Consider the following 15528-nt stretch of genomic DNA (forward strand, 5'->3'; position numbering starts at 1 on the left):
CACGCAGTCGTCCCAAGACACGGGGCAATTTCATGCTGAGGGACAAACCTTATGAACAACTATCAATTTGCCTCAACCGAGCGGCTCGACATTGCCTACCTCGAATGGAATCCGCAGGGCGCGCGAACCGCCGTTCTGCTGCACGGCTGGCCCGATAGTCCCGAGTGCTGGAAGGCTGTGGCCCCGACGCTCGCCGATGCCGGCTATCGTGTACTGGCGCCTGCGCTACGTGGCTTTGCTCCGAGCCGATTCCGCGAAGCTGCCACGCCGCGCAGCGGCCAATTAGCAGCTCTGGGACGTGACCTGCTGGACTTCATCGATGTGCTCGGACTGACCCGGCCCGCACTGATCGGCCATGACTGGGGTGCGCGTGCAGCCGCCAACGCCTGCGGTCTGCAGGTGGATGTCGCCTCGCACCTGGTGTTGCTGTCGGTGGCCTACGGCAGCAACACACCGGACCAGCCATTGGCGCTGCAGCAAGCACGCGACTATTGGTATCACTGGTACATGGCGACGCCGCGCGGCGCGCAGGCAGTTCGCGATGATCGCGAAGCCTTCGCCCGCATGATGTGGGACACGTGGGCACCCACAGGCTGGTACGAACCGGCCGATTTCGATGAGGCAGTGCGCGCATTCCAGGGGGAGGATTGGGTCGAGATCGTGCTGCACTCCTATCGCCACCGCTGGGGCTTCGCCGAGGGCGACCCGGCCTATGCCGAGGATGAGGCATGTCTGCATCCTGCGCCCGTCCTGACTGTGCCGACGCTGGTGCTGCATGGTGGTGCCGATACTTGCAATCATCCCGACGTATCCAAGGGGCGGGAGAAGTTCTTTCAGGGCGGCTATGAGCGGCAGGTGTTAGATGGCGTGGGACATTTTCCACCACGGGAAGCGCCCCAGCGCGTTGCCGAGGCCGTTGTGCAGTTTTGCCGGAAATAAGTGCCAGCCCCGGAGCGCGTAGCCCAACGCTGTGTATTCCTCGCCATGTGTCGGATGTGCGAAGGACTGCACAGCGCTACAAGTATTTCTTGAAGCTTCCGGCGGCGATGTCCGTTGCCAGTCCCAGCAGCACCGCGCTGGGCAACAGGATGAGCAAGGGACTGATACTCACTGGAAGCGCCAGGTAGATCACCCATGGCAGCACCGCCAGCGGCATCAGCGATGCTTTGGCACGATGATAGATGAAGCCGGATTCGCGTCCGGCGCCGAAACGGCGGATGTCGCGGCGAACGAGGCCGTCGACCAGCCCGACGAAGGCCGCCATCAGGAACAGCGGCAAGGTGAGCACCAGCACCATCAGGCGCACGATGAACACCAGGGTCGTGAACGCCGCAGCGATCAGGTAGCTTTCCACCCAGACATAGGCCTGGCTGATGTAGTAGCGAAAATCCCGCGCTGCGCCATGGCTGGGAGCGCTGGCCTGGTTCGCCGCATTGCGCATCCATTCCAGCAGGCCAGTTTTGACGAAGATCCACTCGTAGGCCTGTTCGACCAGCCAATGGGCGGTGCGCCCCGGCTCCTGTACGAGAGCGCTGCGGGTGAATTGGCCGGAGAGCTGGGTCAGCTCGTAATCCAGCATTCCCTGTGCGTGCCGCCATCCCTGTTCCGGCCAGAACAGGTGCATGCCCACGCACTCGATGACGATGCACAGAAGGAGCGAGCCGCACAGTACGCCGAAGAGGCGAAACGGCAGCGTGATGATGCCGGCGATCAGCCCCTGCTGGCGGTTCTGCTGGCGTTGCGCTGTCGCGGCCGGATCGCTCATGGCAGTGCCGCCTCGTCTTCAACGGTGGCAATGTGCCGGAAGCCGTCGAGAAGGTCGTCCGGCAGAGGCTCATCCTGAAGGCCGGGAAGTCCCTGGTTCTCCCACCAGTCGCCGGCTTCGACGTAGTGCTGGCGCATGTAGCCTGCCAGTTGCTGCAGATCCTTCGGCATCACTTCGTCCGGGTCCGGCGCCGGCAATGGCATGCGAACCTTCCACAGGTTCCCGCCCTCCAGCAATGCGAACGCCTGGCCTTTGGGCAGAGACACCACATGCGCGGGTTCGATCAACGGCACGCTTGTGGTGGTGATGCGATCCTGGGTGTTGCTGGTGAAGTCCGTCTGGCCGCGAATATCCGAGCTATCGGTGGCGCCGCTCATCAGCGAAGTCGTGTAAACCTCGACCTTGGGAAGCTGTTTGGTCAACAGCTCTGCCGTGGCCGTTTCGCGTACCCGCAACATGAAGAGATTATTGAAGTTGCCGACGACCTGGCCAGCCTTGGCGCGGTTGCCGATGCGTGCTTCGATATCGCTCAGCGTCTGGGTATAGGCCGTGACCTGGAGGCCCGCTCCGCCGCCTTTGTTGACCATGGGGATGAACTCATCACCCATCAATTCATTAAATTCATCCGCGTGGACGTTGATGGGAATTTTCACCCCGGTAGCCGCGCCGGGAAGGCCGTCATCAATCCCGAATTTGTAGATGTGTCCTGCGACGGATACCAGATCGCTGAACATCGAGTTTCCGACCGCCGCCGCGACTTCCGCATCCGACAGGGCATCCAGGCCAACGTAAACAACCGCCCTCTTGCGGATGATCTGCATCCAGTCGAAGATCGGCCGCGGGTCGTTCAGGTCGGAATAGTTGGGGGCGAGCAGCTGTGCGGTTTTGCCGGTGGTGAGCTTCTCAAGCAACGGCAACAACGACGCGACGATCTTGTCGAAATAGGTGCGGTCATAACGCACTGCCGACCGCAAGCCATCAAGCACGGGGTCGTACACGCGCACCTGAGACAGATACTGTTCGAGCGCCACCACGCGCTTCTCCCTGCCCATCATGTGCCGGGGCGTGTTCTTGTCGTTGATCCGGCCCTCCAGCTGAACGATGATCTCCCAGGCCTTCGGCTCATGGCTTGCGAAGTAGCGTTGGGCATATTCGATGAACAGCGCGTCGATGTTCACGACATGTCGCTGGATCAGCAGGTAGTCCGGCCGCTGCCCCAGCTCCACCAGGGCCCTGGCGATGATGTTGACGAACCGCCATGCAAATTCACGGAATGCAGCGCTATTGCCTTCCCCGGAAAGCTGCCCGGCGATGCGGGTCGCCACTTCACTGATGCGGCCGAAGCGTCCCACAGCGTTGTAGCGGGCCGAAATGTCGGGCCATCCGAGATGAAACACATAGAATTCGCCCTCACGCCCGGCGCGTTTGGCCTCGACGTACATCCGCTTCAACAGGTCTGCGTCACCCTTCGGATCGAAGACGATGACCACCTCATGTTCACCGGAGGCGTTGCGCCGACGGATGTCCTGGGTGATGAACAATTCCGCGAGCCTGGTCTTGCCAACGCGGGTGGTTCCCAGCACAAGCGAGTGGCCGACGCGTTCGCCGAGCGGCAGGGTGACGTCGATCTCGTGCGGCTCGATGCCGTGCAGGCGTGGCATGCCTCCCACCGGGGGCAGCGGCCGCGCGGGATTCAATGGGCTGTCCCATGCAATCACCCGGGCGAGTTTTGAAAGCGGAAACGGCGCGAACTCAAGGCGCTCTTCGACGCGCCGGGCAAGGCGGTAGATCGGCGTGGGTTCGACGTAGCGCCGAAACTCCGGTCGATAGGTCTGCATCAGCCGGTGGGTGTGGCGTTGATCCCAGCGAAAACCGCGGCCGATAAACAGGCGTTGCCGACTGACCGGCACCTGCCGGCTGGTCATGACATAGCGAGGCAGGCGGCGGATGTTGCGGCGGTATCGCAAGATAGCCATCGCCTCGCGCAAGCGGATGCCGCCGAACACGAGGAATGCCAGAGCGCTGCCGAAGCCCAGCAGCGGGCTTAACGCCAGCGACCAGGGTGCCACCATGCACACCAACGCGGCGCCGGCGCAAACCGCAACGGTGTATAGCTCCACCGCTGGCCGCAGCAGCACTTCCACCGCATGAGGCTGGGCCATGATGGCGCACTCACTGCTCGATGCCGGTGGCGGTGATCAGGACCGGGTAATGCCGCAGTCCCAACCGCTGCGCGAGGTCGTCACCCGATACCGGAGACAACGTGAGCTCGGGAGCCAGCTTGCGCAACCCAGCAAGTGTCTCCGCCGATCCGACATTGACCACGAGACCGATGGCGCTGATTTCGTGCAGCGCCGCTTTGCGCTCAATCAACCAGGCGCGAGAGCGTTCGTCATCACCGATGAGGAAAACGGGGGCCAGGCCTGGTGCCTGGATCACCCTGCGAGGTTCATCGCCGGGCGACAGCCGCTCCGAGCGCACGGGCAGCATATCGGCTTCGCTGAAGGTCTTGCCTGCGGACGGCGGCACAGAGATCTGCGGCGGGTTCGGTTGGCCCTGGCGTGGTGGCAGGTCCAGCGCCTGGTAGTAAGGCAAGGCCGACCTGCCTCCATGGTCCTCGACCACCACGAGAGGCGGTTGGCCTGCCAGGGCTGGCAGACCACCGGAACATAACAGGGCGCAAACAATCGGCCTCGCGGCAACGGCAGTGAAGGTAGGCTTCATGGGGTATTCCTCCTGGTGGAAGCGTCAGCACGGGAAGGACCCACCACACGCGCCAGGTGCTGACTGACGCTGCGCCGGTAGCGCGCGGCGGGGGCGCCGCCAGCCGGGCGGTGATAGCGACCGATCGCGAGCAACCAGTCTTCGCCCGGCGTATGCTGTTCACGCAGGATTTCGGCCGCGATCGCGAGGTTGCGATATGGATCGAGCAGGTCGCAGGGGTGGCTGTAGCGATGCTTCTGGTAACCCAGGTTGATCTGAGCCAGTCCCGCGTCGATACGAGTTGGCGGCACTTCGCGCAACGCTTTGTTCAGCCCGCTGCATGCCTCGGCGTGGCTGCCGAAACGGCGGGCGGTTCCAGCGACGTTCAGGGTCCAGGGCCATGGGACCAGTCGGCCACCACGCCGCAAACCGCTCTCCTGCAGCGCAACGGCATAGAGCACCGGGGACGGAATATCCGCACGCTGCGCCGCGACCTGGTAGGCAGGAGGCGGTATCTCCTGTGCCCTGGCGAGCGCGGTTCCGGCGATCGAGACGGCCAGAACTGCAAGCAGGCGCGCATAGCGGTTCATTGCCTTTGCCATTCGCCGCCGATCTGCCGCACGACGGCTGGCAGATCCCCTTGCAGGCCCAGCGACAACCAGCGGCCTGCATCATGGTTGAGGGTGATGGAGCCGCTACGAACACGGGCGGGGTCAATCCGGGCACGCTTGGCCCAATCGCGGATGCGGGCATCATCCTGGCGGCTGCCGACCATGTAGAGGTCGAATTCGGCCCCGGAGGTCTGCAATTGCTGGACAAGCTGGCCGCATGGGGCACAACCGTCCTTTATGAATACGGCCAACCGGTTCCCATCGCCCGGCACGCCGGTTGCGCTGGAAGTCTGGTTGGCCCCCGGCAGATTGACGCGCTGCATGCCCGGATGCAGGCGTTGCCAGGCAGCGTCATAAGCACGCTGGTAAGCCAGTGTTTTCTCGACACGGCGCGCTTCGACCTGAACCTGCAGTTCGGCGTAGCGCCGGCGCTCTTCATCTGAACGCGCTTCGATGCCGAGCGCGGTAAGCGGATCGAGATTGGGAGAAAAAATGCCCAACGGACCACGCATCACCTCCCGGTAACGTGTCCATTCCTCCAGGCGCAGCCCCCAGTCGCGAGCGTTCTGCTCCTCGCTGTTGCTCGCTGTTGTCGCCTGTTCCTGACCAGGTACAACAGGTGACGTGGACGTGCGGGTGTTCTGTGCTGATACGGGGGAGATGACGCCCACGGCAAGGTTGGTAGCTAGGGCAAGCGAAATGATCATACGGTTCATCTGGCCCTCCTATGGCGCTAGCACGCGAAGAACCTGACCGTTGTTCTGGAATACGGCGGTACGGTCTTCGATGGTTTCCAGCCGCCAGCCAGCCTCTGATTCACCGGGCCGCAATACGCCGGTCAGTAGCGAGGAAGCTCCTCCCGCGGGCTGGATCGACAAGAAGCGTTCACCGCCCCGCATTTCGAGACCGACAACCTTGAATGGAGGAACCGCCGCTTTGGTCCTGGAGGCCTGGCTCTTCCGCGTGCGGGTTGGGGTGGGCACGACCTGAGCGGCTTTCGCCAGGCGGGCTTCCAGTTGCTCGATGCGGCTATGCAACGGGGCAAGGCTATCGGCCGTCAGCCGTTCGCCGAGGGCCTGCCCGATCCTGGAAACCCGTTGCTCGATGGCCTGACGCTCGGTCTCGAACTGTGTGGTCGTCAACGCGGCAGGCTGCTGACGCTGCGCTTCGAGCTGCTGACCCAGTTCTGCCAGCCGGGCCTCCAGGGCTGCGACTTGCGTGCTCTGTGCGCTGCCGCCTGCCTCGGTGGCAAGGTTGGACAACGCCACGTGATTCACCACTGCTCCCGTGCTGATTAGCAAGACCCAGGTGATGGTGGCCACGCGCAGCAGCGGTACGCGCGAGCGACGGGGAGAGCCAGGGATGTTGGTCATGGCCGCACCTCCGTTGTAAGCGGACGTCTTTCGACATGACCGGTCGCCTTCAAGGCTGACTGCGGAGTCGATTGGGCCTGACTTGATGACGGCTGCTGAGCGCGGTTGAAGCAAATCCGGCGAGCGCCATCATCGACTTTCAGATCCCACGCAGGACCTGCCAACGTCAGCAGAGCATCGCGCAGCAGCATCGGCCCCAGCCGATAGTGAGATGCGGGCAGCGGCAATGAGTTGAGCGCGGTGATGTCGCCCACAGAGCAAAGTTGGTAGCCGGAACGCAGCAGAACGTGACGCAGCGCATCGCCTACTGTCGCGCTGCGCGTATCGGGTATGGCGACATCGACCACCTGCAGCAACAGGTCTTGCTGTGCCGATGCCGGCGCCAGTTCGACCAGTGTGTAACGGCCATAGCGAACGACGGGTACGAATTCCGGCTTCTGTTTTGCCGGCGCGATTGCCGGCTTCTCGATCGGGGCGGTCTTGGGCGGAGGCGTTGTCGTCGCGCAGCCGCTCATCAGTACGGCGGCGATCAGCAGGCCGCAGCCCGCTAGACGGCGATGAAGGTGGCTGAATGGTTGCATGTGTCGGTTCTCTGGGACGTTGAACCGACACCATCGCTGTTGATGGCAGGAGCATCAGCAAACAAAGGGATTTGCTGGCTCCCCTTATTTCTAGTTTCAGAAAACCGGAGCGCGCCACGGCGCGCTCCTATGACATCAGTGAAATGCTCGGCAGCAAGACACGGGCGCTATCGATGCCGTAAAAGCCGCCCATTATCTAAATCAGCAAACGCCTCACTGCGACGGAAGAAATGTGAGCCAAAACCAAAAATGGGCAATTCGCTACGTTAAGACGCGATCACTCTCTCCGGAACGAATGTATGGGTTAGCCATGGCTGGCAGGATCGCGAGAATTGCTAGGGCTGCCATCGCCACACCGAGAAGTAGAGTCGAGTGGAGGCCATATTTATCCACCAATGCTGAGCCAACCGCGCTGCTGATAATAATGCCGAGAGTAATAAAGGATGAGTGAACGGTATTCACTAGGGGGGAAGCGTTTCCTGCGCGCTGTACTCGGATTGTCATCGCCGGATTCATTGTGACGCCTACGAGGCCGATTGCGATCATGAAAATCAGCGCGACAGGGGCGATTTGCGTCCATATCGCCAGTCCGGCTAGAAACAACGCATTCAGGATAGTTCCTCCGAGAAGGGTGACGACAGTATGGCGATCAGCGAGCCGAGCCACTATGCTATTTCCGATCACCGTGGCGGCACCGTAGGCAAACAGTAGCCATGGAACGGTGCCCAGGGCAAATCCAGAGAGTTCCGTGAGAATTGGAGTAAAGAAGCTAAATGCCGCAAAAGTGGCCCCAATGATAAGCGTGCTTGAGAGAAGGGCAAAGATCAGTTGAGGGCGCATGAAGACTGCCGCCTGTTCCTTGATTGACAGCACTGACTCCGGAGTATCACTTTCGGCCGGTGGGTTGTGAACGAAGAATATAGTTAGGATACCCGCCACGGCGGTAGCAATTGCAATTGCCCAGAAGGCCGACTGCCATCCGAACCGTGCGCCAATAAGCGTGGCAGCAGGAAGGCCTAGAAGTGTCCCAAGCATGAGCCCATTCATTGCGACCCCAATGGCCCGCCCGCGCATTTTCACGTCAACAAGACGCGCGCATAGGGAGATAGCTACCCCGAAGAACGCTTGCGAAGCCACGCCTGTGACCACTCGTGCCACGACCATAACACCGTAGCTGGAGGCGAAAGTAGCGATGACGTTTCCAATCAGAAAAATCGCAAGGATTATGAGAAGACTGGTCTTTGGTGATAAGCGGTGCAGGAGGAAGACAAGCACAGGCCCGCCAACGGCCATAGCGACAGCGAATACGGTGACAAGATAACCAATCTGGGCGATTGTCGTATCAAGACCCTCTGCGAGTTGTGGCATGAGCCCTGCGACTGCAAACTCGCTCATAACCATGGCAAATATCCCGATTGCCAAAATATACACGGCACCGGGGACTTTCTTAGTTTCTAGTGAATTCTGCATTTGTTGAGTTCTCTCTCGTCGTCTTATCCAGATTGATATTTGGGATTGGAAATCTCGCTACTGCAGCAAGGAAATCCAACCTCTACACGGTCATGTTCAACTGCGAATTGAGAGGGAGTGGCGGAAAATATTCGCAGGGTCCCATGCTCGCTTGACCTTCTGGAGTCGTGGATAGTTGTTCTTGTAATAGAGGTCATGCCATTGGTACGTTGACGTGTTGTACCTGGCATCTGCGAGATCACTATCGGGGTAATTTATGTATGCCCCGTCCGTAACTCCGCCGATCGCCGGTACTCCATCAGTCTCGGCGAAGGTGTCGGCATAGAAGCTCCTGATCCAATGCAAATGCGTTGCATCGTTGGTGGCATCTGACCAAATATTCTGGAATAGTGCTTTAATAACGGAATCGCGTTGCGCCGACGAGGTTTCTTCATCCGACTTCGAATTGATGGCTCCTCCATATGAGAGAAGGATGATTGATGCGTCAGGATTTCCGTAGTTCTTGTCGCTGAGATACCGATAAATTGCTGAGAGTTGTGTATCGGTAAAACGGCTTCGGAAGTAGGCAGATTTGATGCCAACGCGAGCATCAGGGTTGAGGCCGATAATATCGGGTGCCCCCGTCATTCGGACTGCCTGCCACCAAGGAATCTCTGTGGTCTTGAACAGACGTGGCATGGGTCCAAGCTCTCCGCTTCCAACCGTCATGGGCTGCGGTTCGATCACGCCGGAACTCACTGTTCGAACGAAGTCCTCAACGATCGCATGAGCGCTTGCCACGGATGCATCAATCTGAATGAACATGCTGACATGCCCATGGGCTATGGAATTGACGTTGAAGAGAGTGCTCAATTGAGAGTGCGGCGTGCCGGGGCTACTGTTCTCCTCATGCCAGGTACTGTAGTTCGTTAGGAGCCGCTTGAAACGATTCTCGTCGAGTGCATTCCAAGCAAAATCGATGGCTCGTACGAGAACCGTACTTGGTGGTTCTACAAGTCCGCGCTCGGTGTTTGGAGTGTGGAACCAGTAGCGAGTGACAATTCCGAAGTTACCGCCACCGCCGCCGGTGTGAGCCCACCATAGATCATAAGCAGGATCACTAGGATCATTTGTCGCGATAGTTGTATTGACGTTTCCACGAGCATCTACATGAGTTATCTCGACTGCACGTAGGTGGTCTACGACCAGGCCAAATTGGCGGGAGAGAAATCCGTATCCACCGCCTGCAACATGCCCGCCTACACCAACACTGTGGCATACACCACCAGGAAGGGTGACACGATGATTTCGATAAAGGGAGTCGAATACTTCGAATAGTCGTGCCCCTGCACCGACAACATAGGCATTTCGATCAGAGTCGAAATCAACGATGTTTAACGGCGAAAGATCGAACAACATACGAATTCCATCGTGCGCAATGAAATCGGATGCACAGTGTCCCCCACTGCGCACCCCCACACCGAAACCTCTATTAACAGCCTCTTGCAGGCCTCGTGCCGCATCATCGGCATTCCGCACGAGCTTAACGACATCTGGGTGTCCTACGAACCTGTTGTTGATACCCGACTGGAAGGCTGAGTATCGAGGGTCGTTGGGATAGATTTCTTTGGCGTCGACCGTGGGAGCTATGAAGTTCTCTCGTCTAGGTTGAGACAGAGCGGACCCCGCTGCTGTGATGCCTACACCGAGAGCTGCACCGGCGGCTCCCACAAGAACCGTTCTGCGTGTGACCAGATTGTCCAGTATGCCGTTTAAACCTACGGAATCTTTGCTCATGTGTTCGTACCTCCATCGACAGCGAGAGTGGTGCCGGTGATGTAGGAGGCCTCATTGCTAGCTAGGAAAACAGCAACGCGCGCAATTTCGGACGGCTCGCCATATCGGCCCAGAATCGTACTGGCCCGCTGAAAGTCAGAGGACGGCCCATTTTGGGGGTTCATATCAGTGTCAATTGAGCCGGGAGCAATCTCATTGACCCGAATCCCCCGGGCCGCCATATCGCGGGCGAGGCCTCGGGTGAATCCGGTGATAGCAGCTTTGCTGGTCGCGTATGAACTGAATCCTGCCGTCGGTACGCGTGAACCGAGGCAACTGCCAATGTTGATGATCGAGCCTCCCCGGGGAATGTGTTGAACGACGGTCTGTGTTACGAGGAACGGACCAACGATATTTGTCTGGAATGTTCGCGTGAGGATTTCAGGCGAGATCTCGGTGAACTCGGGCGCGCTCATGTCGGCATATCCGGCGTTGTTCACGAGTACATCGACAGTGCCCCCCAATGCCGTGATCGCCTCGTTGATTGCAAGAGCAATGGTGTCTGCGCGCTCCAAATCCAGATGAACGGCGTGAGCCTGACAACTCGGGGAATTACGTTCAATGTGACGAACAGTGTCCTCGGCTTCCTTCTGTCCATTCCGGTATGTGATCGCTACGTTGTAACCCGCAAGCGCGAATTGCGCGGCGATGGCCGCCCCGATCCCGCGATTGCCGCCGGTGATGAGGGCTGTCCTACCTATAGTGGTGGCGGCAGTCTCGGGGCGTATGGTTTGAGTCATATTTTCACTCCTTTCCTAGTTCGGGTTCGTTGACGTTGTGAGGCGCCCTCCAAGGGCGAATTTTCAGTTTTATCGGCCCGTCTGCGGTGCTGGATGAAGGCTGTATCGCAATCCGATTTCCGCTGCTCTGGCGTTTTCTTCACCAGTAGCTATGGGAATGGGGTAAGCCGCTTTGGCCGGTGTGCCTGCTTCTCTGAAGAACTCCTCTGTTCCGGACGGAGTGAAGAGAAATTGCAGATGAGCCGGTGTAGTGGTGTGGTTCAGAAAGTGGTGTACTGTCCCGGGAGGAATGACAGCAGCATCACCTGCGGCCGCTGTTTCGTGGCGTCCATCCAGTTCGACAGTTATGGCTCCGTCCAAAACAACGATGATTTCCAGCGCATCGACATGAATGTGCGGGGGCGGTCCACCACCCGGCGGCACCCAAGCGTCGGTCACAGAGATCACTCCGCCGGTTACCGCTCCCGGCACGGTTATGGTGTAAACGTCACTACTGAGCCAGACCTGCGTGGCCTCGTTCTGTCGAAGGATCTGTGGTGTCCGAGTCCCAACTCCGTCATTGTTCTTCGTGGTCATCGTGTGCCCCTAGATGATTGGACCGGAGGCTTCGCCCCCGAGGATGCGATTACCAGCAAGGTCAAGAAGTGACTCTTGCCCGACCGCGTGCTGGGCCATGACGTTGAGGTCGCTCAGTCGAGCGCCGAGATCCCCTACTGCCGTGTAGACGGCTTGGGCGCCGAGGAGGTCGCCGGCTGCAATCACGAGGGAGCGAGACGTCTGGAATGAGCGTTGGCGGATCGCCGCAGTAGCGACAAGAGCGGCGTTCCGCTCGTCCGGAGTAGTGCCCGCTTCCTTATAGATATTCCACGCGGATTGCAGTGTGCTGTAGACGGCAGACCGGAGCGCAACCAGTTCGGCGGTGAGTCGTCCGATTGTGTTCAGCACACGGTCGTTGGGATGCTCTCTGGCAGAGCGCAGCTCAGCTGTTTTCCTGCCAACTTCTGAGGCAACTGCCGAGATGGCGCCCACGGCGACGCCAAGTGGGATGCCAGCCATCTTTCGCACAATGGCGTCGTGTGGCCGGTTCAGTGGGCCTTCGACTTTAGGGTCAAGCAGCGTGATGGTGCGTTCGAGTCGGACGATCACGTTGTCAGCGCGGTAATGCTGACTGCCCGAACCTTGCAAGCCCCAAGTGTTCCAAGATTCCTCAATCTTTATATCCGCTTTGTCCAGAATGACGATCCGCCAGGTCCAGTCGTCGGAACCCTCTTTGGTCGCGAAACGGACACCACCGAGAATGACGTCGGCGTGGTCGATACCAGACCCGAATTGCCATCGGCCGTTGACCCGGCAGGTGCCGTTACCCAGGTCGATGGCTGACCCTTGCGGATGAATCCATCCTGCGCTGATAATCCCGGCATGCGGAAATATCTCGGTACGGATCGCAGGCGATAGGAAACCTTGGTAGATTCCAGAATCCATACCGATCATCACGCACCACGCGATGCTAGCGTCGATCGTGGCAAGTTCTTCAAGTGCGCGTGCTTGTGCCGCTGATGTCAGTCCCTTACCTCCCCGCTCGACATTAAGTGCGAGGTCGAACAACCCACCGGAGCGCAAGAGTTCTACACATGCCAGTGGAAGGCGTGCCTTTAGTCGTGCTTCACTTCCATAGCGACGTAGCTGGTCGGCATGGTTTCGAATCCATGCCAGAACTGAAATCAAGCGCTCGTCATCAGCGAAGAAGTAGTCGTCTTGCTGCTGCAAGATCGTATTCAGCATAGGGTTCCTCTCCAGCCCGGTTGAGGGTCTATTAGGTGGCGCGAGTTGGCCAACGTCTTCATCGTGAGTCATTTGCCGAGCTCCTCGTTGCATTCGGTTGCTCGGGGACTTTGTGTTCTGGCTCACGAGAGATTTCTGCATCCAGAATGCGCGTATCTGCCACGTAGCGGTTGGGAGCTAGTACGCCGCAGGGATCGAGCAAGCGTTTGACTTGTTGGGCGATTACGGCGTCAAGGCCTCGGCCGCGATCGGCGTAATCGGCACGTTCATGCCGGCTGTCCACCCGGTAGGGCACATAGCCGGCGGTGACGAGTTCAGAAACGATACGATCGAAGGCAGTATGGGCTGCTGCGGAACCTTGCGTATCACGGTGGAAAGAGATGGCGACTACGAGATCGACTGTGTCATGGTCGAGTACGTTGACGGTTGTGCCCGCACGGGCAGTGCTCCCGACAACACCCTCTCGGACGATTCGGATCGCCTTCTCCACGTCGTCTCCACGCATCGGGACGAAAGGCAACGCAAATATCCAGCCGTTGCCGTGCTCGTCGGCCTCCTCTGTGGAGGCGTTCAACGCGTTGCGGACGATAGTCTCGCTGCTGCGTGTGTCACCGTCATAGAGACGGGCGACAGCTGACATCAGTGGATCATCGGTAACAAGCTCTTTCGACACACGTTGTGGGTCGACATCTTTGAGGGTGTGCCAGAGCACTTCAAGTTTGGCTTTGGCGATCGGCACGGGGCCGTCTATGCAAGTGTGGATAGCAATCCGCGCCTCGCGCGCACCATAGATAGCACTCGATTCTTGGTCGTAAATCTTCGTGACGCCACTGAGTACGCCATCTCGTATGAGGTCTCGCAAGTGGTCGATGATCGTGCGAATGGTCCCTGGTTCGACCGTGAAAGTGACGACTTCCCGCTGTGATGGCTTGGGCCGCAGACGTATGGTGGCGGCAGTAACGATGCCAAAGTTTGACTGGGTGAATAAGTGGAGAGCCGATGGGCCGAGCCCCCAGGGGTTGGCGGCTAGAGAGCCGACCCCTGGCCACCAACCTACAGTACCGACTCGCCCGTCGGGCAGGACGACCTCGATTCCGAGTAAGTCATGGGTTCGCTGCCCATGCAGACCAACGCCCCGGTCCATGATGTTGCCAATGATCGAGGTCTTGGAACTGGATGCCGTGCAGTTCAAGTATCGGCTGCTTCCCAGGAGAGCAGTAGTCAGTTGCTCCTGAGTTACTCCTGCCTCGATGACGGCATATCCCCTGTCTACCTCAATTTCCCGGATAGAGTTCAGGCGGTACAGACTAATTAAGTCGGTCACTGGGCCGGGGGATGACGCCGAGCCTAGTCCCCAGTTGTAACCACTTGATACTACTCTCAGCGGTCGGCTTGGTACTTGGGAGCGAGACTTGATGATTTGCTGAACCTCGTGCAAGGCGGTGGGCTCAAGAATCTCTCCCGGCGCCGAGTATTTGAATTCGCTGACATTGCTGCCCGTGAGGTGGCTCATGGCTGATACCTCCAGACACGTAGGTGGTCTGCCTTGAGTGCTACATACGAGTGCTCGTCGTCGAAGGACCCATCAGCGTTGCGCAATCGAGATCGTCGAACGGACTCTAGGCGGTAGCCTGCCTTTAGGGCTGTAGATACGGAAGCGGCATTGCCCGGCTTGATGCCAAGTTCGATCCTCTGAACGCTGGAAATGCTGAAGGCCCACTGTGTGAATAGTCTCAGGGCGTATGTGGCGTAGCCTTTTCCACGATGAGCGCTTATCGTCGCGTATCCGACATCCAAAACCCCGGGCGGAACCAGGCGACGGATCGATAGCATCATCAGAGCCGGCCCATTGAAATCGCCACGTCCGATCAAGAACGTCGAATCTCCGAGTCTCCAGCCCGCATACGCACCGACGATCTTGGACTCCAGTGCAGCCAACGAAGTTGGCGGGAAGATCGCGTGGCGCCGGACTTCATCGTCACGATCATTCTCAGACAGGCTGCCGGCATCGCCCAGAACTGGGTAGGTCAGGACTAGACCATCGCCGCCAATGCAGCCTCCCGACAGAGGCGGGAGAAAAGTTTGCGGTTCAACAATACGTTGTTCTTTTAAGTCAGAAGAGGCTGCCGCTGCCGCCCAGCACTGGCCCCCAACGTACTTCCAGCCTTGAGTAATCAACTGCTCAATCTGACCGTGATCTCGGTAGTCAACCACACGTGTGGCTAGATCACTGTCTCCTTGGATGGGATATTCCTGCAATGCCATAGGTTGCCTCCGATCAACTTGATGTCTCTGATCAACTCGATGTCTCCAGGCGGTTCCTAGCCCACTCTGAGTAGAACCAGCAGAACCGAAATCCTCGTTGCTTCGTATTGTACTCTAGAATACAAAAAATCCATGTGCAACTGAAACAACCCAGTTTTTTCGTGGGTCTTTCACTTGGATGCCCCACATGGCTCTCTCGGCTGGGCGAATATTTCTTTTGAAAACAATGGTCTTATCGGGGTTGTCTATGCAGGCAGAACACTGTCGATTGGTGTGATGTGCTCGTGCCACACTGGCAATTCCATGTCAGTGGATGGCCGAGCATCTGGTAGATGGCGTGTGTCCAGCGAACAATGAACTGGATTTTAAAATTCAAAAATCGTAGACTTCGCCGACTGAGCTATGAGGCCTGGCGTGGGCTGC

Annotated in this window: 15 protein-coding genes; 1 reads left to right on the plus strand and 14 read right to left on the minus strand. The window is 58.8% G+C overall.

The genetic code is table 11. The features are described 5' to 3' along the window. The first annotated feature begins 51 nt into the window (after positions 1-51). Positions 52-939 carry an alpha/beta hydrolase gene (locus FY156_00765; GenBank protein UXS00123.1) on the plus strand — a complete coding sequence of 296 codons (888 nt, stop codon included), beginning with the start codon at positions 52-54 and terminating at the stop codon, positions 937-939. 76 nt (positions 940-1015) lie between these two features. On the opposite strand, the gene FY156_00770 is transcribed toward FY156_00765, so the two are convergent. The 14 genes from FY156_00770 to FY156_00835 form a co-directional block, all read right to left on the minus strand. After that, positions 1016-1765 (minus strand): TIGR03747 family integrating conjugative element membrane protein, encoded by a 750-nt coding sequence (locus FY156_00770; GenBank protein ID UXS00124.1) that lies wholly within the window; start codon positions 1763-1765, stop codon positions 1016-1018. Then, positions 1762-3927, minus strand: coding sequence for a type IV conjugative transfer system coupling protein TraD (gene traD, locus FY156_00775; GenBank protein UXS00125.1), 2166 nt, complete (start codon positions 3925-3927; stop codon positions 1762-1764). Before traD ends, FY156_00770 begins: the two co-directional genes overlap by 4 nt. A 10-nt stretch (positions 3928-3937) precedes the next feature. Beyond that, on the minus strand, positions 3938-4489 hold the full coding sequence (locus FY156_00780) for an integrating conjugative element protein (GenBank protein ID UXS00126.1): 552 nt from the start codon (positions 4487-4489) through the stop codon (positions 3938-3940). Further along, a complete protein-coding gene (locus tag FY156_00785) occupies positions 4486-5070 on the minus strand; it encodes a lytic transglycosylase domain-containing protein (GenBank protein ID UXS00127.1) in 585 nt (194 codons plus the stop codon). The genes FY156_00780 and FY156_00785 overlap by 4 nt, the downstream gene beginning before the upstream one ends. Next, positions 5055-5786, minus strand: coding sequence for a TIGR03759 family integrating conjugative element protein (locus FY156_00790; GenBank protein UXS02970.1), 732 nt, complete (start codon positions 5784-5786; stop codon positions 5055-5057). The genes FY156_00785 and FY156_00790 overlap by 16 nt, the downstream gene beginning before the upstream one ends. Positions 5787-5804: 18 nt before the next feature. Next, the gene (locus FY156_00795; protein UXS00128.1) at positions 5805-6452 is read right to left on the minus strand and encodes a hypothetical protein; all 648 of its coding nucleotides are present in this window, start codon (positions 6450-6452) and stop codon (positions 5805-5807) included. Further along, positions 6449-7033 carry a hypothetical protein gene (locus FY156_00800; protein UXS00129.1) on the minus strand — a complete coding sequence of 195 codons (585 nt, stop codon included), beginning with the start codon at positions 7031-7033 and terminating at the stop codon, positions 6449-6451. Before FY156_00800 ends, FY156_00795 begins: the two co-directional genes overlap by 4 nt. A 261-nt stretch (positions 7034-7294) precedes the next feature. Continuing rightward, on the minus strand, positions 7295-8503 hold the full coding sequence (locus tag FY156_00805) for an MFS transporter (protein ID UXS00130.1): 1209 nt from the start codon (positions 8501-8503) through the stop codon (positions 7295-7297). 96 nt (positions 8504-8599) lie between these two features. Beyond that, the gene (locus tag FY156_00810) at positions 8600-10279 is read right to left on the minus strand and encodes an FAD-binding oxidoreductase (GenBank protein UXS00131.1); all 1680 of its coding nucleotides are present in this window, start codon (positions 10277-10279) and stop codon (positions 8600-8602) included. After that, entirely contained in the window at positions 10276-11058 is a 783-nt protein-coding gene (locus FY156_00815) for an SDR family oxidoreductase (protein UXS00132.1), read from the minus strand. The genes FY156_00810 and FY156_00815 overlap by 4 nt, the downstream gene beginning before the upstream one ends. A gap of 69 nt (positions 11059-11127) precedes the next feature. Next, positions 11128-11634: a cupin domain-containing protein gene (locus FY156_00820; GenBank protein ID UXS00133.1), complete on the minus strand. Its 507-nt coding sequence runs from the start codon at positions 11632-11634 to the stop codon at positions 11128-11130. Positions 11635-11643: 9 nt separating this feature from the next. Next, positions 11644-12840 (minus strand): hypothetical protein, encoded by a 1197-nt coding sequence (locus FY156_00825; GenBank protein UXS00134.1) that lies wholly within the window; start codon positions 12838-12840, stop codon positions 11644-11646. Between the two features lie 58 nt (positions 12841-12898). Next, a complete protein-coding gene (locus FY156_00830) occupies positions 12899-14353 on the minus strand; it encodes an FAD-binding oxidoreductase (GenBank protein ID UXS00135.1) in 1455 nt (484 codons plus the stop codon). After that, positions 14350-15105 (minus strand): GNAT family N-acetyltransferase, encoded by a 756-nt coding sequence (locus FY156_00835; protein UXS00136.1) that lies wholly within the window; start codon positions 15103-15105, stop codon positions 14350-14352. The genes FY156_00830 and FY156_00835 overlap by 4 nt, the downstream gene beginning before the upstream one ends. Positions 15106-15528: the final 423 nt, after the last annotated feature.

The sequence above is a fragment of the Agrobacterium tumefaciens genome, from assembly GCA_025559845.1.
Classification (GTDB): domain Bacteria; phylum Pseudomonadota; class Alphaproteobacteria; order Rhizobiales; family Rhizobiaceae; genus Agrobacterium.